The sequence below is a fragment of the Stenotrophomonas sp. YJH_SMC_133 genome (assembly GCF_059370655.1).
The window spans coordinates 266,928-286,386 of sequence record NZ_JCAFTW010000008.1 but is presented as its reverse complement, the minus strand read 5'-3'; the positions used below and the strand labels follow the sequence as shown (position 1 = coordinate 286,386).

The following is a 19,459-nucleotide window of genomic DNA, read 5'->3' as shown; positions in this document are numbered from 1 at the left end:
CGAATACGCCTCCTCGGACCAGCGCAATTCCGTGCTGACCCAATGGCTGCACCACTACAACTGGCACCGCCCTCACATGGGGATCGGTGGCCAGCCACCTATTTCCAGAGTCCTGCTGAACAACGTGGTGGGTTTACACAGCTAGCCGTTGCCGGGATACGCAGCGATCCGCTGCACGGCCTGGGCCGCGCTCATCGGTCGCCACGTGCCAGCGTCGGGCTGGAATGGCCGCGGATGTACGTCCAGCAGCGCCTGCAGCGGGCCATTGTCCGCAATCAGATCCTGCTGCAGGCGTGACACCGGACCACGCGCCCGCGGCAGCACCGCGGCCAGGCCCCGCAGTGCCGCGCCCGGCAACGGCAGCGCCAATGTCGGCTGTGCCAGACTGGCGTGCACGCGGCGGAACATCGCGTGATAGGGCAGGCGCTCGCCACCGCCGATTTCCAGCACCCGTGCCGACGCTGCACCGGTGGCGATGCAGGCCACCACGGCGCGGGCGATATCGTCGGCATGCACCGGTTGGCGCAGGCCTCCCACCAGCGGAATCGGAAACAGGCGCAGACGCAGCGCACGCTGCACGATCGGGGTGATGCTGCGGTCGATGCCGGCCCCATAGATCAGGGTCGGCCGCAGGATCGTCCAGCCCATGCCAAGACGCTCGGCCTGCGCGATCAGGCCCGCTTCGCCCCGCTGCAGCATCGCCACGACGTCCTGCTCGTCGGCCTGCTCGGAATTCTGCTTGCTCAGCACGCTCATCGAACTGGTGGCGATAACCTGCCGCGCGGGGGCCGCCGTCTGCCGCGACAACCACTGCGCCAATGCTTCAAGGGGGCCGAAGCTGGCAATCGCCTGCCAGTCCGGAGACGGCACGCTGTCCAGCGCAGCCGCCAGGTCCCCGCACAGCCACTGCACGCCGTCCTGTGCCGGTTGCGGTTGCCGGCTCACCGCCTGTACCCGCCCATGCGCCTGCACCAGGCGCGGCAGCAGGAACCGGCCGATCTGGCTGGTGGCTCCGGAAACGAGGACGGTCATCGGCACTCCGTGGGGATGTTGCGAGGGGTGGCTACTATAGCGGTCCCTCCGGCAGCGGCGGGCTCAGGGCGACGACACCCCGATGTCGCGCAGGCGCTGCCGCAACTGCTGGTACTCGCTGCTGGAAGGGCCGACGCCAAGCTCGCCCGCCTGCTGGAGCGCGCGTTCGGCAAAGGCGACATCTCCGTTGCCCAATCGTTCGCTGCCAATCGCAATCCAACGCTGCGCGAGGCGCTGGCGGGCCGCAGGCAGGCCGCCGGCGGTGGGAGACAACGTCTGCCAGGCCTGCAGGCAGGCACCTGCAGCCTGCACCCTGTTCTGCCGGAGGTTGTCGTCGAAACAACGGCGACTGGCAGGCAGCAGGCGCGCGGCCGCGGCCTTCACCCGTGAATCGCGCGGTGCCAGCGCCTGTGCTTCGCGAAGGGCATCGAATGCGCTGTGCCCCGGAGGGCTGATCCATTGGCCTGCGCGCTCGGCGCGTTCGATCCGGCGCAGGTGATCGCGCAGCTCGCGTTCACGCTGCGCGTTGCTCACTGCGGGCTGCTGCAGTGCCTCCCGGGCCTGCCGTGCACGCTGCAGGCGCTGCACCAGTTGCTGTCGTGCCGCCTGCGAAGCGCCCAGTGCTTCGGCCAGCACGGCATCACGCTGCGCCGCCTCGAACTGGAAATCGTCGGCCTGGATCTGGCTTCGCGCCAGCACCGCCTGCAGCACCTGCTCGCGGCCCCGCTGGGCAGTGGGATCGTCCGGCGCCACCGCCAGCACGGCCAGGAACCCCTTTGCGGCACGTTCCAGCTGCTGTCGCTGAAGTGCGCGCTGTGCCTGCCGCAAGCGCTCGTCGACCGCCCGTGCCAGGGCCTCCTGGCTGGCGGGAAGATCGGCGTGGCCTGCATCGAACAGGCGCGCGCGCTGCAACGTCGCAGCGGCTTCAGCCAGTTCCCCGCGTCCGGCCAGCGCGCGCGCATGCTGCAGCAGATCGCTCAGTGCATCCTCGCGCCCCTCCAGAGCGGGCAGGTTGTCCGGCTGCAGTGCCAGGATGCGCTGGAACAGCGGCAACGCACTGCTGTCGCCATCGTCCAGCCGGCCGGCCGCGAACGCATTGCGGGCCTGGGCCAGCAACGCGCCGATACCGGCGCCGGCGCTACGCCGCGCCTGCAGTTGGCGGGCCACGGCGTCGGCGTCGCCCTGCGGCACCTGCAGCTCGCGGGCCAGCGCCAGTGACTGCGCGCTGCCCTCGAGATCGTCGCCCTGCAGCTTGTCGCGGGCCTGCTGCAGTGCTGCCGCGGCGGTTCGTGCAAGGCCCTGGCGCGCCTGCGGCCGATCGCCATCCAGTGCCAGCACCGCCTGGTAGCGCTCCCGCGCACCACTGCCGTCGGCCGCACTCAGCCGGCCGGCGGCGAGCGCGCGATCGCCTTCGACCAGCAGCTGTTCGATCTGCGGCTCGTCCCAGAACCAGTCGGCCAGCGGCTTGCGCAGCAGCACCAGCAGCACGAACACCGCCAGCGCCGCGACCAGCGCCCATCGCCAGACCCGCCGCGCATGACGTGCCTGCAGCCACCACCAGCGGCCTTCGCGGCGGACGCGATCCAGCGCAGGGTGTTCAGCGCCATGCGGGCGATGCGGGGGCTCGCGTTCCATGCGTGCAGGGTAGCCGGGGCGGCGTGAAGCTCAGCCGAGGCGACGCGCCTCGCTCACACCCGGCAGCGCGTCCAGCTTGCCCAGCAGGTTCGACAACTGGTCGTAGTCGCTGACCTTCAGCCTCAGGCGCAGATGGGCACGGCCACTGTTGCGCACGTTGTCACTGTGGATGTCGAGCACGTAGGCGTCTTCCTGGGCGATCAGGTTGGTGATGTCCTTCAGCAGCCAGCGGCGGTCGACCGCATTGACCACCACGTCCACCTCGTAGCCGCCCCCGGCCTGGCCCCATTCCACCGGCAGGATGCGCTGCGGGCTGGTGGCCGCCAGCCGGGCCAGCGCGGCACAGTCTGCCCGGTGCACGGTGACACCACGGCTACGGGTGAGGTAGCCGACGATCGGTTCGCCGGCCACCGGCTGGCAGCAGCGCGCCAGCTGCACCAGCAGATTGCCCACGCCCTGCACCGTGAACTTGGACTTGCCCAGGTTCTCGCGGCGGGCGGTCGGGCGCGGAAGCGCCGGCGCAGGGGCCGGCTGGCTGGCCGCGCGCTCTGCTTCCAGCAGCGTACGGCTGACCTGGTTCGGGCCGGTGTCGCCCAGCGCCACCTGGATGTAGAGGTCGTCAACGCTGTCGGCATGGAACTTCTTCGCCGCCACCGCCAGATCCGAATGCTGCAGCCCCAGGCGCTTCAGCTCGCGCTCGAGCAGTTCGCGCCCGGCCTGCACGTTGCGCGCGCGGTCCAGCTTGTGGAACCAGCTGCGTACCTTTTCGCGCGAGCGGTTGCTGGCCAGGAAGCCCAGCGCGGGCATCAGCCAGTCGCGGCGGGGGTCGGCCTCCTTGCCGGTGAGGATCTCGACACGGTCGCCGCTGCGCAGGCGATAGGTCAGCGGCACGATGCGGCCATTGACCTTGGCGCCGCGACAGCGGTGGCCCACCATCGTATGTACCTGGTAGGCGAAATCGAGCGGCGTGGCCCCCTGGGGCAGGTCCAGCACCTCGTCCTTCGGGCTGAGCGCATAGACCCGGTCCTCGGTCAGCTCGGCGTCGAGTGCCCCGGCCAGTTCATTGCCCTGCCCGTCCTGCGCCTGCTCCAGCAGCTGGCGCATCCAGGTGATCTTGCGATCGAACGACTTTTCCGCGCCCTTGCCGCCTTCCTTGTACTTCCAGTGCGCGGCCACGCCCAGCTCGGCCTGGGAATGCATCTCGTGGGTGCGGATCTGCACTTCGATCGTGCGCCCTTCCGGGCCGACCACGGCGGTGTGCAGCGAACGGTAGTCGTTGGCCTTCGGGCGTGCGATGTAATCGTCGAACTCGCTCGGCACCGGGGCCCACAGCGCATGCACCACACCCAGCGCGGCGTAGCAGGCGGCGACGTCGTCGACCATCACCCGCACCGCGCGGATGTCGTACAGCTGGTCGAACGCCAGCCGCTTCTTCTGCATCTTCCGCCAGATGCTGTAGATGTGCTTGGGGCGGCCACTCACTTCGGCATGGATGCCCTGTGCGGCCAGCTCGCGCGACAGCTGCTTCTTCACGTTCTGCACGTAGCGCTCGCGCGCCACGCGGGTTTCGTCCACTTCGCGCGCGATGCGGCGGTAGGTTTCCGGCTCCAGGTGGCGGAACGCCAGGTCCTCCAGCTCCCACTTCAGCTGCCAGATGCCCAACCGGTTGGCCAGCGGCGCGTGTATGTCGCGGGTCAGCTGCGCCAGCGCCCGGCGCTGCTCGTCGTCCAGCTTGTCGGCAGCGCGCATTCTCGCCAGCTGCCGGGCCAGCAGGATCGGCACCACGCGCAGGTCGCGGATGATCGCCAGCAGCAGGCGGCGCAGGCCCTCGCTGTTGCGCCCGGCCTCGCGGCCAGCATGCAGCGCCCAGACCGGATCGGCGGCGTCCTGGCCGTCGAGCAGGCCGATCACCGCCGCCTTGTGGTTGCCCAGCGGCAGCTGGTCCAGGCTGGCGCGCAGGCCGGGCAGGTCGAACAACAGCGCGGCAACCACCGCGCCTTCGTCGGCCGAGAGCATCGACAGTGCATCGAGGGTATCGCCCAGCACCGACCAGCTGGCGCGCATCTGGTGGTCGCACTCCGGTGCTTCCCAGTCTTCGCGCAGGGCTTGGCGCAGCGGAGCGGGCAGCACCGCGGCGGAGGGACGGTTCAACAAGGCATCCAGGCCGGGGACAGAAGCGCGGTTCACAGCATCGAGCAGGCAAGACAGAGGTTCCTACACTAGCGCCGGCGCCGTTCAGGGACAATCACCGCAGCCACCATCACCCGGCATGAAGACATGCCGCTACACTCGCCGGCAAACCCAGGAGAGTTCCGCCATGCCCTCGATCGCCCCACGTTTCCGTCCACGGCTGCTGGCCTGCGCCGCACTGCTGCTGTCCCTGTCGGCGCCTGCGCTGGCCCAGCGCGTGGTGGACGGTGACCTGCAGCAGCAGATGTCGCCGACCGAATTCAAGGCGGCCGGCCTGGACAAGCTGAGCGCGCAGGAACTGGCCACGCTCAACCGCTGGCTGCAGGGCAAGGTTGAAGCGGCGACGACCCAGGCTGTGGCAGCGGTACGCGAAGAAGCCCGCGAACAGGGCCGCCAGGAAGTGATCGTGAAGAACCGCGGGTTCTTCGATTTCGGCAGCAACGAGCCGATCACCGGCGTGCTGCAGGGCGAGTTCCGTGGCTTCGGCAAGGGCCGCGTCTACGTGCTGGACAACGGCCAGGAATGGGAGCAGACCGACAGCACCAGCGTGGTCGGCGTGCGCAAGCAATCGCCCAAGGTCAGCATCAAGCCCGGCGTGATGGGCGTGTGGTACATGAAGGTGGAAGGCGTGAACAGCCAGCCCAAGGTGCGCCGCTCCAAGTAGTGGATCCACGCCACGCGTGGATGACATCCCACCGTACCCCGCCGGTCATCGTCCGGCGGGGTCGGTCGGGGGTTACGAGGCCTGGCGCAGTGCCGTCACCCGCTGCGCCAGCTTCTTCGCCGAAATGCCGGTACGTGCCCCCAGCTCCTGCGCGAACAGCGACACCCGCAGCTCTTCCAGGTCCCAGCGCAGTGCCTGCCATTGCGGGCGATCGCGCAGGCCCTGCTGCTCTGCCGTTTCCAGCGCTTCCAGGAACGGATGCAGTTCCAGCATGCGTGCCTGGTCACGTGGCGGATCACGCTTGGCGCGTTCGGTGCGCAGGATCATCGCCTTCAGGTAACGCGGATACTGCGCCAGCGCGTCGGCCGGCGTATCGCGCAGGAAACCGGGGTGGATCAGCCCGGACAGCTGCGCTTCCATGTCGTCCAGGTTGCCGCGCGCCCAACCCATCAACGGTGCTTCCAGCATCGGCTTCAGTTCCGCCACCAGCGCCAGGATGGTTTCGGCCAGTTTCAGCCGCGACATGGCCTCGCCGAACAGGGCCTTGGCCGCATGCTCACGGCGCTGTTCGAAGGCCGCCGCATCGCGGATGTCTTCCAGGCCCTCCGCCAACACCGCGTTCATTGCCGCATCCACCAGGTCACCACGCAGGCGCTCCTGCGACTCGATCGCCGCATACAACAGGCCGGTCTTGGCGCCCACCGGCAGCTGCTTGCGCGCCTGCTTGACCTTCTCGGCCAGGGCGATCTCCAGCAGCCGGCGCACGCCCAGCGGGTGAGCCTCCTGTGCCTGCTGCCGATCGGCGAAGATGCGCAGCGCCACGCTGTCACCCTCGTCCAGCAACGCCGGATAGGCCGGAACGCCGGCTTCACCGGGTACCTGCAGCGGTATCGGCATGGCCGGGAACGTGCGCAGGCCATCGGCCGCCATCTCGCGGCCAGCGCGTGCAGCGAAGGCATCGCCGGCACGACCGCCGAATTTCGCGCGCAGTGCGTCCAGATCACGCGAAGTGGCCAGCACCTTGCCCTGCTCGTCGCGCAGCCGCAGGTTCATGTGCAGATGCGGCTCGATCGAACCGGGCTCGAAATCGAGCGCGGTCACGGTGGCACCGGTTGCACGTGACAGGAAACGCGCCAGTTCGCCGGTGATGGCATCGGCGCTGGGCTGCGGGAACGCCTCGTAGAACGCGCGGCCGAAGTCCGGCGCCGGCACGTAGTTGCGACGCATTGCCTTGGGCAGGCTGCGGATCAGTGCCGAGGCCTTGTCGGCGACGAAGCCCGGCGCCAGCCAGCCCAGCTGCACCGGGTCCAATGCATTGAGCAGGTGCAGCGGCACGTCCAGGGTCACGCCGTCATCGTCGGCACCCGGCTCGAAGCGGTAGTGCAGCGGCAACCGCGCCTGGCCCAGCGCCAGGTATTTCGGGTAGCGCTCCTGCTCACTGCCCTCGCCGGGCAGCAAGTCTGCGAGCGACCAGTGCAGCGCCTTGCGCTGTTCCGGTGCCAGTCCCTTCCACCAGGTATCCAGGCCCGCAGCCGAATGGATCTGCGGCGGCACCCGGTCCAGGTACCAGCGCGCCTGCCAGTCCTCGTCGGCGACGATGCCGGCGCGACGCAGCTTGGCTTCCTCCTCGCGGGCGACCTCCAGCACTTTCTGGTTGTCGGCCACGAAACTGGCGCGGGTGTTGATCTCGCCGGTCACCAATGCCTGGCGCACGAAGATGTCATGTGCCTCGCCCGGCTCGATGCGGCCGTAATGCACCGGCTTCTTCGGCGCCAGCACCAGGCCGAACAGGCTGATCTGCTCGGAGGCCAGCACCTGTCCCTGCGCGCGCGACCAGTGCGGATCGAAGTGCTTGCGCAGCAGCAGGTGCGGCAGCTCGGCAATCACCCAGTCCGGTTCGATCGCGGCCAGGGTCATGCCCCACACCTTCTGCGTATCCAGCAGGTTGGCCACCAGCAGCCACGGCGGCGGCCGCTTGGACAGCGCCGAACCCGGGAACGGCAGGAACCGGCGCTGGCGTGGCGCCTGGAAATCGCCCTTCTCGGTGCGGTGGCCGATCTGCGTCGGCAGGCCCGCCACCAGCGCCCGGTGCAGGGTCTGGTAGGCGGCGGCGCGTACACGTTCGCTGAAACCGCCGCCAACCGGCGCCTGTTCCTTCTGCGCGCGCACGGCCACCGGCGCCGGTGCGGCCTCGGCCTTGCCTTCGCGGGCCAGGCGCGCGGCGCGGTGCAGCTGGCCCCGGGTGGCTTTCACCGCCGCCGCGTCGTCACGCGCCGGTGCCGGCGCACTGCTGCCGGCCAGCAACGGCGCCATCGACGCCTCGCTGGCCTCTTCCTTCCAGCCCAGTTCCTCGCACAGCAGCCGCAGCTGGCGATGCAGCTCGCGCCACTCGCGCATGCGCAGGAAGCCGAGGAAATGACGTCCGCACCAGTCGCGCAGCTTGGACTGGGTCAGGTCTTCATGGGCCTGCCGGTAGGCATCCCACAGGCGCAGCACGCCAACGAACTCGGAGCGGCCATCGGCGAACTGCGCGTGCGCGCTGTCGGCCGCACCACGCGCTTCGGGTGGGCGTTCGCGCGGGTCCTGGATGCCCAGGAACGAGGCGATCACCAGCATCGGCCGCAGGCAGCCTGCGGCCTGCGCGGCCACCAGCATACGCGCAAGCTTCACGTCCACCGGCAGGCGTGCCATCTGCTTGCCGATGGTAGTCATGCGCCGCTCGGCGTCGATCGCGCCCAGTTCGGTCAGTTGCTGCCAGCCATCGGCCACCGCACGCTCGTCCGGCGCCTCAAGGAACGGGAATTCCTCGATGCGGCCCAGGCCCAGCTGCAGCATGCGCAGGATCACCCCGGCCAGGCTGGAGCGGCGGATTTCCGGATCGGTGAATTCGGGCCGCGCCTGGAAATCGGCTTCGGCGTACAGGCGGTAACAGATACCTTCGGCGATACGTCCGCAGCGACCTTTGCGCTGGTTGGCGCTGGCCTGCGAGATCGGCTCGATGTGCAAGCGGTCCAGCTTGTTGCGCGGACTGTAGCGCTTGACGCGGGCGAAGCCCGGATCGACCACGTAACGGATGCGCGGCACCGTCAGCGAGGTTTCCGCCACGTTGGTGGCCAGCACGATGCGCCGGTTCGGCCCGGGGTTGAACACCCGGTCCTGGTCCTGGTTGGACAGCCGCGCGTACAACGGCAGCACCTCGGTATTGCGGTACTTGCGCCGTTCCAGCGACTGGTGCGCATCGCGGATCTCGCGCTCGCCCGGCAGGAAGATCAGCACGTCGCCGCGCGCATCCAGGCGGGTGATCTCGTCAATGGCCGACACGATGGCGTCGTTGACGGTGCGTTCGCCCTGGTCTTCGCCCTCGCCTTCCAGCGCGCGGTAGCGCACTTCCACCGGATAGGTACGGCCTTCGACGCTGATCACCGGCGCATTGTCGAAATGCTGGGCGAAGCGCTCGGTGTCGATGGTGGCCGAAGTGACGATCAGCTTCAGGTCCGGGCGCTTGCGCAGCAGCTGCTTCAGGTAGCCCAGCAGGAAATCGATGTTGAGGCTGCGTTCGTGCGCCTCGTCGACGATGATCGTGTCGTAGTTCGACAGCCAGCGGTCACTGGCGATCTCCGCCAGCAGAATGCCGTCGGTCATGAACTTGATGCGGCTGTCTTCGCTGACCTTGTCATTGAAGCGCACCTGGTAGCCGACCAGCTGGCCCAGTTCACTCTGCAGTTCCTGTGCCACGCGGCTGGCCACCGCACGTGCGGCAATCCGTCGCGGCTGGGTGCAGCCGATCATGCCGGCCTGGCCACGGCCGGCAGCCAGGCACAGCTTCGGCAGCTGGGTGGTCTTGCCCGAGCCGGTTTCACCGGCGATCACCACCACCTGATGTTCGCGGATCAGCCCGATGATGGCGTCGGCTTCACGCGCAATCGGCAGCTGCGGGTCCAGAGTAATGGACGGCTGCTGTTGCGCCCGCACCTGCCGGCGCTGCACCGACGCCTGCAAGGCCTGCTCGAAGGTGGCGGCCAGTGCCGCATCCTGGGGCTTGGCCTGGCAACGCGAGAGCATTCCCAGCAAACGGCCCCGGTCGCGGCTCATGGCGCCGTCGATGGCGGCACGCTGTTGGCGCAGGCGGGGCGATGGATTTTTATCGATAGAGTTCATCAATCGGTTCGTTCAAAACTTTGAAAGCGACCAGTCATCACGACCGGTTTATTGTGAAGGCCAACGATTCCACAAGGAGGAACCCCATGGCGAAGACCAAGAGCACGACCAAGGCCAAGACCGGAAAGCAGAAGCTTGCTGCGGCGGCACCGTCGGCACCGAACATCGATATCGGGATCACCCAGGGCGACCGCAAGAAGATCGCCGACGGTCTGTCGCGCTTCCAGGCCGATGCGTTCACGCTCTACCTGAAGACGCACAACTTCCACTGGAACGTGACCGGGTCGATGTTCAACTCGCTGCACACCATGTTCGAGACGCAGTACACCGAGCAGTGGGCGGCACTGGACGACGTGGCCGAGCGCATCCGCGCGCTGGGCTTCAATGCCCCGGGCTCCTACCGGGAATTCGCTGCGCTGACCTCGATCGCCGAGGAACCGGGCCTGACCGACAGTGCGGACTGGCGTGAAATGGTACGCCAGTTGGTGGTCGCCAACGAAGCGGTCTGCCGTACGGCACGTGAAGTGCTGGAGGTGGCGGCCAAGGGTGACGACGCCCCGACCGAGGATCTGATGACCCAGCGGCTGCAGACCCACGAGAAGTACGCCTGGATGCTGCGTTCTCTGCTCCAGTAAGAGTTGGGGGGCTCGGCAGGGCTGCGCCCTGCACCCGCCGAGGCAACGGCAACGTCAAAAGCTGGCTATCTGTGGGCTGGCGGGGTGGGTCCGGTGGCAGGGGACGCCGTAAACCCGTCCTTGGGGGCTTGGCCGCGGCATCCATGCCGCGGACACCCCTGCCACCGGACCCACCCCGCCTTCGACAGTTTTCCGCGATCTGCTGGAACAGCGTCCGCTCTGGTAGGTGTCGACCTTGGTCGACACGGATGAATTCATTCGATATCTGACAGAGGTGTCGACCAAGGTCGACACCCACCAACGGCCGCGGGAAACTGTCGAAGGTGGGGCGGTGTCGGATTGCGGGGTGTCAGCCGCATGGATGCGGCTGCCAAGCCTACACGGACGTACTTGCGGCGTCCCCGCACTCCGACACCGCCCCACCAAACCACGAATCACCCCAGAGCCGGCTGTTGCCTTTGACGTTGCTCTGGCTTGTAGCAGGTGCAGGGCGCAGCCCTGCCGCCGCCTCCGGGAGGTAAACTAGCCGGATGGCTTCCCGTCCCGCGCACGACCTGCTCCAACGCGTCTTTGGTTACGACGATTTCCGTGGTCCGCAGCAGGACATCGTGGAGCATGTGGCTGCCGGTCATGATGCCCTGGTACTGATGCCCACCGGCGGTGGCAAGTCGCTGTGCTACCAGGTCCCGGCCCTGCTGCGTGACGGATGTGGCATCGTCATCTCGCCGCTGATCGCGCTGATGCAGGACCAGGTCGAAGCCCTGCGCCAGCTCGGCGTGCGTGCCGAGTACCTGAATTCAACCCTGGATGCCGAGACCGCCGGCCGCGTCGAGCGCGAACTGCTCGCGGGTGAGCTGGACATGCTCTATGTCGCTCCCGAGCGGCTGCTGACCGGCCGCTTCCTGTCGCTGTTGTCGCGCAGCCAGATCGCCCTGTTCGCCATCGACGAAGCCCACTGCGTGTCGCAGTGGGGCCACGACTTCCGCCCGGAATACCGCCAGCTGACCGTACTGCACGAGCGCTGGCCGCAGATTCCGCGGATCGCGCTCACCGCCACCGCCGACCCGCCGACCCAGCGCGAGATCGCCGAGCGCCTCGACCTGCAGGAAGCACGCCACTTCGTCAGCTCCTTCGACCGCCCCAACATCCGCTACACCGTGGTGCAGAAGGACAACGCGCGCAAGCAGCTGACCGATTTCCTGCGCGGCCACCGTGGCGAGGCCGGCATCGTCTACTGCATGTCGCGGCGCAAGGTCGAGGAGACCGCTGAATTCCTCTGCGGCCAGGGCTTCAACGCCCTGCCCTACCACGCCGGCCTGCCGCCGGAAGTGCGCGCGAACAACCAGCGCCGCTTCCTGCGCGAGGACGGCATCGTCATGTGCGCCACCATCGCCTTCGGCATGGGCATCGACAAGCCGGACGTGCGCTTTGTCGCGCATACCGACCTGCCCAAGTCGATGGAAGGCTATTACCAGGAAACCGGCCGCGCTGGTCGTGATGGCGAAGCTGCCGAGGCCTGGCTGTGCTACGGCCTGGGCGACGTGGTACTGCTCAAGCAGATGATCGAACAATCCGAGGCCGGCGAAGAACGCAAGCAGCTGGAGCGGGGCAAGCTCGATCACCTGCTGGGCTACTGCGAATCCATGCAGTGCCGCCGCCAGGTGCTGCTGGCCGGTTTCGGCGAGACCTATCCCCAGCCGTGCGGCAACTGCGACAACTGCCTGACGCCGCCGGCCTCGTGGGACGCGACCATTCCGGCGCAGAAGGCGCTGAGCTGTGTCTACCGCACTGGCCAGCGCTTCGGCGTCGGCCACCTGATCGACGTCCTGCGTGGCAGCGAGAACGAGAAGGTGAAGCAGCAGGGCCACGACAAGCTCAGCACCTACGCCATCGGCCGCGATCTGGATGCGCGCACCTGGCGCAGCGTGTTCCGCCAGCTGGTCGCCGCCAGCCTGCTGGAAGTGGACAGCGAGGGCCACGGTGGCCTGCGTTTGACCGATGCCAGCCGTGACGTGTTGACCGGCCGCCGCCAGATCAGCATGCGCCGCGACCCGGCCAGCAGCACCAGCGGACGCGAGCGCAGTGCGCAGCGCACCGGCTTGTCGGTACTGCCGCAGGACCTGGCACTGTTCAACGCCCTGCGCGGCCTGCGTGCCGAACTGGCGCGCGAACAGAACGTGCCTGCCTTCGTGATCTTCCACGACAGCACCCTGCGCAACATCGCCGAGCAGCGCCCGACCAGCCTGGATGAACTGGCCCGGGTCGGCGGCATCGGCGGCACCAAGCTGAGCCGCTACGGCCCGCGCCTGGTCGAGATCGTGCGCGAAGAAGGGTAACGCCCGGCTCCCTGTAGCGCCGAGCCCACGCTCGGCTGCCGTGGCCGCAGAAGCAGCCGAGCGCGGGTTCGGCTCTACATTGGTGCAGGTCCAACCTTGAACCGGCCATTCAGCCGGAAGTGCATCCACGGCCGCTTGCGGCTAGATTAGCGCCATGTCCCTCGCCTCGACCCTGCTCCGTGTCGTGCTCATGCTCAGCCTGCTGCTCAACGGGCTGAACGCGGCCATGGCCAGCGGTCACGAGGAAATGGGCCGGATGGCCCACGCGGCAGCCGCCCTTGAAGGCGGCAATGCCGACTGCCACCACCACGCCGCCATGCAGGCCGATCAGGCCCCGCAGGCCAAGGCCCCCGCCCACGACGCCCACTGCCAGATCAAGGACTGCGTGCGCAGCTGCGCCCAGCACCCGCTGCTGGTGGTGCAGGCGTTGCCGTTCATGGCCGGCCCGGCGTTGTCGCTGGCACCGCAGCCGATGCCGGCCACCGGCCGCCCGTCGCCGCCGCTGCCGCCGATCTCACGCCCTCCCATCGGCTGATTCCACACGCACTGTGCGCCCTGCGCACCGGAGCCGGCCACCTGCCGGCGTCTTTACGTGTCTGGAGTCACCACCATGAATACCCGCATTCCCCCCGGTCCGGGCGCTGTGCCCATGCCGTCGCGCCGCCTGTTCGTGCAGGGCCTGGCCGCCGGTGGCGTGGTTGCCGGCATCGCCGCTGTCGGCGTGCCGCAGCGCGCGCTCGCCGCCGCCACTGCCGCCCCACGGCTGGCCGGTGCCCCCGCCGTGCTCAGCGACACCCGTATCGAACTGGCCATCGGCGAATCGCTGGCCAATTTCACCGGCCGCACCCGCCCGGCGATCACTGTCAACGGCTCGCTGCCGGCACCGATCCTGCGCTGGCGCGAAGGCCAGACCGTGGACCTGTTCGTGCGCAACACCCTGGAACGCCACCCGACCTCGATCCACTGGCACGGCATCCTGCTGCCGGCCAACATGGACGGCGTGCCCGGCCTGAGCTTCAACGGCATCGGCCCCGGCGAGACCTACCACTACCACTTCGAACTGAAGCAGTCGGGCACCTACTGGTACCACAGCCACTCGATGTTCCAGGAACAGGCCGGCCTGTACGGCGCGCTGATCATCGATCCGGCCGAACCGGCGCCCTACCGGCACGACCGCGAGCACGTGATCATGCTGTCCGACTGGACCGACATGGACCCTGGCGCGCTGTTCCGCCGCATGAAGAAGCTCGCCGAGCATGACAACTACTACAAGCGCACCCTGCCCGACTTCCTGCGTGACGTGAAGCGCGAGGGCTGGTCAGCCGCGCTGTCCGACCGTGGCATGTGGGGGCGGATGCGGATGACGCCCACCGATATCTCCGATATCAACGCGCATACCTACACCTACCTGATGAACGGCACCGCCCCGGCCGGCAACTGGACCGGCCTGTTCCGCAGTGGCGAAAAGGTGCTGCTGCGCTTCATCAACGGCGGGTCGATGACCTACTTCGACGTGCGCATCCCCGGTTTGAAGATGACCGTGGTGGCCGCTGACGGCCAGTACATCCACCCGGTCAGCATCGACGAATTCCGCATCGCTCCCGCCGAAACCTACGACGTGCTGGTCGAACCCACCGGCCAGGATGCGTTCACCATTTTCTGCCAGGACATGGGTCGCACCGGCTACGCTGCCGGCACGCTGGCGGTACGCCACGGGCTGCAGGCACCGATTCCCGCGCGAGACCCACGCCCGTTGCTGACGATGAGCGACATGGGGCACGACATGGGCAGTGGTGGCCATGGTGGCCACGACATGGCCGCAATGAAGGGCACGGAAGGTAGCTGCGGCGCCAGCATGGGCCACGGTGCGCACGGCGGCGGCGGTACCGCCAGCAAGGTACCGAAGCATCCGGCCAGCGAGCGCAACAACCCGCTGGTGGACATGCAGAGTTCGGCCACCGAGCCGAAGCTGGACGACCCTGGCATCGGCCTGCGCGGCAACGGCCGCCAGGTGCTGACCTACGGTGCGATGCGCAGCCTGTTCGAAGACCCGGATGGCCGCGAGCCGAGCCGCGAGATCGAGCTGCACCTGACCGGCCACATGGAGAAGTTCTCCTGGTCGTTCGATGGCGTCCCGTTCGCCAGCGCCGAGCCGCTGCGGCTGAACTACGGCGAGCGCATGCGCATCGTGCTGGTCAACGACACCATGATGCAGCACCCGATCCACCTGCACGGCGTGTGGAGCGATCTGGAAGACGCGCAAGGTGAGTTCCAGGTCCGCAAGCACACCATCGACATGCCGCCGGGCACCCGCCGCAGCTATCGCGTGCGCGCCGATGCACTCGGCCGCTGGGCCTACCACTGCCATCTGCTGTACCACATGGAAGCAGGCATGATGCGCGAAGTGAGGATCGAAGAATGAGCCGCTCACTGCTTTCCCCCAGCCTGCTGGCCCTGGGCCTGGCCGCCGCGTTGCCGGTGTTCGCGCAGTCGCACGCCGGCCATGACATGGGCGCGATGAACGTGCCTGCGAAGAGCGCGAAGACCCCGGCCGAATCGGTCGATCATTCAAAGATGGATCATTCGGAGATGGACATGGGTGCGGCGGATCAGGCCGGCATGGACCACTCCACGATGGACCACTCGAAGATGGACCATGGCGCGATGCAGCCAGCGGCGATGGACCATTCGCAGATGGACCACGGGGCGATGGGCCACGGCACGCCTGCACCCACCGAACCGCGCGAACCGATCCCGGTCCCGACCGATGCCGACCGCGCCGCCGCCTTCCCGCCGATCGCGCATGGCGCGATGGAACACGCGCCGGAGATCAACAGCCTGCTGCTGATCGACCGGCTTGAGCATTGGGATGGCAAGAGCAGCAACGGCCAGGCATGGGAAGCCACCGGCTGGGTCGGCGGCAACATCAACCGCCTGTGGCTGCGCACCGATGGCGAACGCGGCCGCGGCCGCACCGAATCGTCGTCACTGGAAGCACTGTATGGCCGCAGCGTGTCGCCGTGGTGGGACGTGCTGGTCGGCGTGCGCCAGGACTTCCGCCCGTCCGACTCGCGCACATGGGCGGCCATCGGCATCCAGGGTCTGGCGCCGTACAAGTTCGAAAGCTCGGCCACGCTGTACATGGGCTCCGGCGGCCAGGTGCTGGCCAAGGCCGAGGTCGAGTACGACGTACTGCTGACCAACCGATTGATCCTGCAGCCGCTGCTGGAAGCTACCGTTGCGGCCAAGGACGAGCAGGAGTACGGCATCGGCCGTGGCCTTAACAAGGTAGAGGCCGGCCTGCGCCTGCGCTACGAGTTCAGCCGTCGCTTCGCGCCCTACATCGGCATCAGTCACGAACGCAGTTTTGGCGACACCGCCGACTATGCCGGTGACCACGCGCGCGACACGCGCTGGGTGGCCGGCGTGCGCATGTGGTTCTGAGCAGCAGATCGTGAGCAATGGCCAGCCCCGGCAGCCGCCGGGGCCGGCTACACTGCGCCACGTTCCAATGCAGGCACCGCCATGTCGTTGCAGATCCGCCGCGCCACCCTTGCCGATGTCGACGCGCTGTCGGCGATCGCCATCGCCACGTACAACGAAACCTGGGGCGATTCCTATCCGCCGCAGGAGCTGCACGATTTCCTGCAGGCGCACTACAGCAGCGAACCGCAGCGCATCGAACTGTCCGACCCACGCAGTGCCATCTGGCTGTTGCTGGACGGTGACGCCGTGGTCGGCTACCTGGCCGCCGGCGCCAACACCTTGCCGCACACGGATGCATGCGAGGGTGACATCGAACTGAAGCGGTTCTACATCCTGGCCGGACACCAGAACGGCGGACATGGTGCACGCATGATGGACACATTCATGGCGTGGCTGGACCAGCCGCAGCGCCGCACCCTGTGGGTGGGCGTGTGGGAAGAGAATTTCGGCGCACAGCGCTTCTACGCGCGCTATGGCTGCAGCAAGGTTGGCGAGTACGACTTCATCGTCGGTGCCACGCGCGACCGCGAGTTCATCCTGCGGCGGCCGTGATCACGCGCCCCATGTAGAGTCAAGCTTGCTCGACTGTCACCGCCAAAAGTCGAGCATGGCTCTACGCTACAAACTAGAAATCGAACAACTCCGACAGGAAGCTGTCCTTCTTCTTTTTCCTGTAGCCGTGTCCCCGGTTGTCCTCGTAGCGCTGGCCAAGGTGGCGGGTATCACGGTGCATCACCGGTGGCGGCGCGGACGCCGGCTGAGCCTGCACGGGCGCTGGCGGAGGTACTGCAGCACCGGCGCCCGCACGTTCGATGATCTTGTCCAGCTCGCCACGATCCAGCCACACACCGCGGCAACTCGGGCAGTAATCAATCTCGATGCCATGGCGTTCGGCCATCTGCAGCGTCTGGGTCTTGCACACGGGGCACAGCATCGGCATTGCTCCTGTCGGTCTGGTTTCGACTGTACCTGCGCCGCGATGACTGTGCGGCAACACGTGACCGATGGCACAGGGACTTCCGGCGTGTGCCCACATGCGTACCGCGGGGCACACTGCGCCCTTGTTCCGCAGGGAATGCGTACATGACCGTGTTGTCCCGCCTGCCCACCACCGCGCGCCTGTTGCTGGTGCTGCTGGGTGTCGGCCTTGGCCTGAACCTGCGCGATATCGCCGCATCCATCGGCACACCGATTCCCGCACTGCCCATCCCCTATGGCGGCAGCCTGTTGGACAACGCGCTGGCGGTACTGGTGGCACTGCTGCTGGCCGCGCTGCTGCGGCCCCGTGACATGGGCCTGATGGCCAGCCTGGGGCTGCGCGGCAACGGCTGGAGCGGCCCCATGTGGGTGCTGCTGGCCAGCCTGCCGTGCTGGCTGGGCCTGGCGCTGCTCGGAGCACCGAACAGGGCACTGACCGCCTTGGATGCCACGATGCTGGCGGTGCTGTTCCCGCTGGCCGAGGAAGTGCTCTTCCGCGGCCTGGGCTTCGTGCTGCTGGTGAAGATCGTGCGCGGCCCCTGGCCATGGCTTGCACTGCCGCAGGCGCTGTTGTTCGGCATGGTGCACTGGCTCGGCTTCGGCGGGTTCGACGGCGGCGGCATCGCGCTGTTCGTCGGCGCGGTGATCGCCGTGGGCGGCTTCATCTTCGCCTGGCTCGACCACCTTGACGGCAACACGCTCTGGTGCGGCCTGGTCCTGCATGTTTCGATGAACCTGGCCTGGAATGTGTTCAGCCTCGATGACGCCCTCGCATTGGGCTGGCAGCCCACCAGCCTGCGCATCGGCACCGCCCTGCTCGCGGTCGCGGTGCTGGCCTGGCACGTGCGGCTCCGGCGCCAGAGAGCCCTGTAACGCCCGCTTAGCTTGCCGTGCACGTCGGGATCACTACCGGCTTGCGCATACTTGCGCGCCTTTTCACCGTTGCTGTCCGGAGTTGTCGCGTCATGTTGCTGTCCAAGCGCCACGTTGAACCCCGCGTCCTGCTCATCGAGGACGCCGAGGAAACCCGCGAACTGAGCCGGCTGGCGCTGGAAAGCCAGGCCTGCCACGTAGTGGGCGTGAGCTCTGCCGAAGCGGCGCTGGGCCTGCTGGCCGCCGGTGAGCGTTTCGACCTGCTGTTCACCGACGTGAATCTGGGAGCGATCAGTGGCATTGAAGCCGCCAACCGGGTCCGCGGCCTCTATCCCCAGCTACCGATCCTGGTGACGTCGGGCATGGACCAGCACCAGGTGCTGCCGCAGCTGCGCGACGGCATCCATTTCCTGCCCAAGCCGTACAACATGAGCGAGCTGCTCGACGCCATCCGGCTGTGCTTCCGGCACGCCGATGTGGGCGTGTTGACCGGGCCGGATGCACAGGCGGCCTGAGGCATTCATCAACCGCTGCTGTACGGTCCGGTACCCGGGAACACCTTCAGCAGTGCGCGGGTGATCATGTCCGGGTAGACGGTGAAGTGATCCTCGTCATCGATCACCATGTTCTCCACCTTCAACGATCGCCCGCTGCTGCGCAGCTGCTCGGCGAATTCGGCGTTGTGGCGCAGCATGTCGTTGCGGGTGAAGTAGCGCAGTTCGGGCTTGACCGTTTCAAAGCTGCCCACCGACAGCACCACCGTGGTCGGCTGCGCCGGCGCCTTGGCTTCGGCCTGCATGCGCGGCACCCGATGGTCGTCGAACCACAGCGATGGGCTGGACAGGATGTAGGTGCGGAACATGTCCGGGCGCGTGGTCAGCACATAGGCGCCGAACAGGCCACCATAGGAATGACCCGCATAGGCACGCCGCGCCGGATCGGTGCGGTAGCGCGCATCGATCATCGGCAGTACCTGCCCAGCGAGGAAATCGCGGTAGTGCGCCGCGCCGCCGTAGCTGACGTCATCGCTGTAATCACGCGGATCGGTACGCGCCGGGTCGCTGGGCGTGTAATCGCGCGAGCGGCTCTGCTTGGAGGTCAGGCCTTCCTGCGGCGGCAGCCCGACCAGGATGAAATCCTCGATGTTGACGCCCTTCTGCCCGACCATGTTGCGCACGCTGCGCACCAGCGGGAAGCTGTACAGCGCATCGGTCACGTACAGCACCGGGTAGTGCTTTTCCGGATGCGCCGCATAGTCGGCCGGCAGCGCCACCCAGACCGGATAGTCGCGGCCGACCGGGTCGTGCACGCGCAGCGCTTCGGTGTCCAGCAGCACCACACCCGGCGTGGCAGTCGGCGCACTGTCCTTCGCTTCACTCTGCATTGCGGGCGGCGCCACCGACATCGCACAGCCACTCACGGCCAGGCAGGCCGCCACACTCCATCCACGCACACGCTGCATCCACACGCTC

Annotated in this window: 16 protein-coding genes; 10 read left to right on the top strand and 6 right to left on the bottom strand. The window is 67.8% G+C overall.

Features of this window, described 5'->3' with window-relative positions; translation table 11 throughout:
* Positions 1-145 (top strand): integrase core domain-containing protein (locus AC5P78_RS13840; RefSeq protein ID WP_143565881.1); only part of this gene is annotated, 145 nt, incomplete at its 5' end.
* Here AC5P78_RS13840 and AC5P78_RS13835 read toward each other — a convergent pair.
* The 3 genes from AC5P78_RS13835 to AC5P78_RS13825 all read right to left on the bottom strand — a co-directional run bounded on the left by AC5P78_RS13835 (position 142) and on the right by AC5P78_RS13825 (position 4,854).
* Positions 142-1,032, bottom strand: a complete 891-nt coding sequence (locus AC5P78_RS13835) for an SDR family oxidoreductase (RefSeq protein WP_065184007.1) — start codon at positions 1,030-1,032, stop codon at positions 142-144. The two genes, AC5P78_RS13840 and AC5P78_RS13835, sit on opposite strands and share 4 nt — an antisense overlap.
* Positions 1,033-1,095: 63 nt before the next feature.
* On the bottom strand, positions 1,096-2,667 hold the full coding sequence (locus AC5P78_RS13830; RefSeq protein WP_099484100.1) for a hypothetical protein: 1,572 nt from the start codon (positions 2,665-2,667) through the stop codon (positions 1,096-1,098).
* Positions 2,668-2,697: 30 nt separating this feature from the next.
* The gene (locus tag AC5P78_RS13825; RefSeq protein WP_065184005.1) at positions 2,698-4,854 is read right to left on the bottom strand and encodes a bifunctional (p)ppGpp synthetase/guanosine-3',5'-bis(diphosphate) 3'-pyrophosphohydrolase; all 2,157 of its coding nucleotides are present in this window, start codon (positions 4,852-4,854) and stop codon (positions 2,698-2,700) included.
* A gap of 130 nt (positions 4,855-4,984) precedes the next feature.
* On the opposite strand from AC5P78_RS13825, the gene AC5P78_RS13820 reads away from it, so the two are divergent.
* Positions 4,985-5,521 (top strand): hypothetical protein, encoded by a 537-nt coding sequence (locus AC5P78_RS13820; protein WP_012481055.1) that lies wholly within the window; start codon positions 4,985-4,987, stop codon positions 5,519-5,521.
* Between the two features lie 72 nt (positions 5,522-5,593).
* Here the strand turns inward: AC5P78_RS13820 and hrpA are convergent, their stop codons facing one another.
* A complete protein-coding gene (gene hrpA, locus AC5P78_RS13815) occupies positions 5,594-9,679 on the bottom strand; it encodes an ATP-dependent RNA helicase HrpA (protein WP_414498590.1) in 4,086 nt (1,361 codons plus the stop codon).
* Between the two features lie 86 nt (positions 9,680-9,765).
* Here hrpA and AC5P78_RS13810 point away from each other — a divergent pair, with 86 nt between their 5' ends.
* The 6 genes from AC5P78_RS13810 (at position 9,766) to AC5P78_RS13785 (ending at position 16,688) form a co-directional block, all read left to right on the top strand.
* Entirely contained in the window at positions 9,766-10,314 is a 549-nt protein-coding gene (locus AC5P78_RS13810) for a Dps family protein (protein WP_005410730.1), read from the top strand.
* Positions 10,315-10,844: 530 nt separating this feature from the next.
* On the top strand, positions 10,845-12,650 hold the full coding sequence (gene recQ, locus AC5P78_RS13805) for a DNA helicase RecQ (protein ID WP_005410733.1): 1,806 nt from the start codon (positions 10,845-10,847) through the stop codon (positions 12,648-12,650).
* A 154-nt stretch (positions 12,651-12,804) separates the two neighbouring features.
* Positions 12,805-13,185 (top strand): CopL family metal-binding regulatory protein, encoded by a 381-nt coding sequence (locus AC5P78_RS13800; protein ID WP_049396260.1) that lies wholly within the window; start codon positions 12,805-12,807, stop codon positions 13,183-13,185.
* Between the two features lie 75 nt (positions 13,186-13,260).
* Positions 13,261-15,072, top strand: a complete 1,812-nt coding sequence (locus tag AC5P78_RS13795) for a copper resistance system multicopper oxidase (RefSeq protein ID WP_049396259.1) — start codon at positions 13,261-13,263, stop codon at positions 15,070-15,072.
* Positions 15,069-16,094 carry a copper resistance protein B gene (locus AC5P78_RS13790; RefSeq protein WP_049396258.1) on the top strand — a complete coding sequence of 342 codons (1,026 nt, stop codon included), beginning with the start codon at positions 15,069-15,071 and terminating at the stop codon, positions 16,092-16,094. Before AC5P78_RS13795 ends, AC5P78_RS13790 begins: the two co-directional genes overlap by 4 nt.
* Positions 16,095-16,175: 81 nt before the next feature.
* Complete coding sequence (locus AC5P78_RS13785; protein WP_049396257.1) at positions 16,176-16,688, top strand: GNAT family N-acetyltransferase; 513 nt, start codon at positions 16,176-16,178, stop codon at positions 16,686-16,688.
* 73 nt (positions 16,689-16,761) lie between these two features.
* On the opposite strand, the gene AC5P78_RS13780 is transcribed toward AC5P78_RS13785, so the two are convergent.
* Complete coding sequence (locus tag AC5P78_RS13780) at positions 16,762-17,070, bottom strand: TFIIB-type zinc ribbon-containing protein (RefSeq protein ID WP_049396256.1); 309 nt, start codon at positions 17,068-17,070, stop codon at positions 16,762-16,764.
* 149 nt (positions 17,071-17,219) lie between these two features.
* Between AC5P78_RS13780 and AC5P78_RS13775 the strand changes: the two genes are divergently transcribed.
* Both AC5P78_RS13775 and AC5P78_RS13770 read left to right on the top strand, forming a co-directional pair.
* Positions 17,220-17,987, top strand: coding sequence for a CPBP family glutamic-type intramembrane protease (locus AC5P78_RS13775; RefSeq protein WP_414498327.1), 768 nt, complete (start codon positions 17,220-17,222; stop codon positions 17,985-17,987).
* Between the two features lie 92 nt (positions 17,988-18,079).
* A complete protein-coding gene (locus AC5P78_RS13770) occupies positions 18,080-18,502 on the top strand; it encodes a response regulator (RefSeq protein ID WP_005414268.1) in 423 nt (140 codons plus the stop codon).
* Between the two features lie 8 nt (positions 18,503-18,510).
* On the opposite strand, the gene AC5P78_RS13765 is transcribed toward AC5P78_RS13770, so the two are convergent.
* Positions 18,511-19,449: an alpha/beta hydrolase gene (locus AC5P78_RS13765; protein ID WP_076739540.1), complete on the bottom strand. Its 939-nt coding sequence runs from the start codon at positions 19,447-19,449 to the stop codon at positions 18,511-18,513.
* Between the last annotated feature and the right edge of the window lie 10 nt (positions 19,450-19,459).

What these genes read in the sequence shown, in the direction of transcription:
- AC5P78_RS13835 (WP_065184007.1), bottom strand. Translation starts at nt 1,032, where the DNA reads ATGACCGTCCTCGTTTCCGGAGCCACCAGCCAGATCGGCCGGTTCCTG.
- AC5P78_RS13830 (WP_099484100.1), bottom strand. Translation starts at nt 2,667, where the DNA reads ATGGAACGCGAGCCCCCGCATCGCCCGCATGGCGCTGAACACCCTGCG.
- AC5P78_RS13820 (WP_012481055.1), top strand. Translation starts at nt 4,985, where the DNA reads ATGCCCTCGATCGCCCCACGTTTCCGTCCACGGCTGCTGGCCTGCGCC.
- hrpA (WP_414498590.1), bottom strand. Translation starts at nt 9,679, where the DNA reads ATGAACTCTATCGATAAAAATCCATCGCCCCGCCTGCGCCAACAGCGT.
- AC5P78_RS13810 (WP_005410730.1), top strand. Translation starts at nt 9,766, where the DNA reads ATGGCGAAGACCAAGAGCACGACCAAGGCCAAGACCGGAAAGCAGAAG.
- recQ (WP_005410733.1), top strand. Translation starts at nt 10,845, where the DNA reads ATGGCTTCCCGTCCCGCGCACGACCTGCTCCAACGCGTCTTTGGTTAC.
- AC5P78_RS13800 (WP_049396260.1), top strand. Translation starts at nt 12,805, where the DNA reads ATGTCCCTCGCCTCGACCCTGCTCCGTGTCGTGCTCATGCTCAGCCTG.
- AC5P78_RS13795 (WP_049396259.1), top strand. Translation starts at nt 13,261, where the DNA reads ATGAATACCCGCATTCCCCCCGGTCCGGGCGCTGTGCCCATGCCGTCG.
- AC5P78_RS13790 (WP_049396258.1), top strand. Translation starts at nt 15,069, where the DNA reads ATGAGCCGCTCACTGCTTTCCCCCAGCCTGCTGGCCCTGGGCCTGGCC.
- AC5P78_RS13785 (WP_049396257.1), top strand. Translation starts at nt 16,176, where the DNA reads ATGTCGTTGCAGATCCGCCGCGCCACCCTTGCCGATGTCGACGCGCTG.
- AC5P78_RS13780 (WP_049396256.1), bottom strand. Translation starts at nt 17,070, where the DNA reads ATGCTGTGCCCCGTGTGCAAGACCCAGACGCTGCAGATGGCCGAACGC.
- AC5P78_RS13775 (WP_414498327.1), top strand. Translation starts at nt 17,220, where the DNA reads ATGACCGTGTTGTCCCGCCTGCCCACCACCGCGCGCCTGTTGCTGGTG.
- AC5P78_RS13770 (WP_005414268.1), top strand. Translation starts at nt 18,080, where the DNA reads ATGTTGCTGTCCAAGCGCCACGTTGAACCCCGCGTCCTGCTCATCGAG.
- AC5P78_RS13765 (WP_076739540.1), bottom strand. Translation starts at nt 19,449, where the DNA reads ATGCAGCGTGTGCGTGGATGGAGTGTGGCGGCCTGCCTGGCCGTGAGT.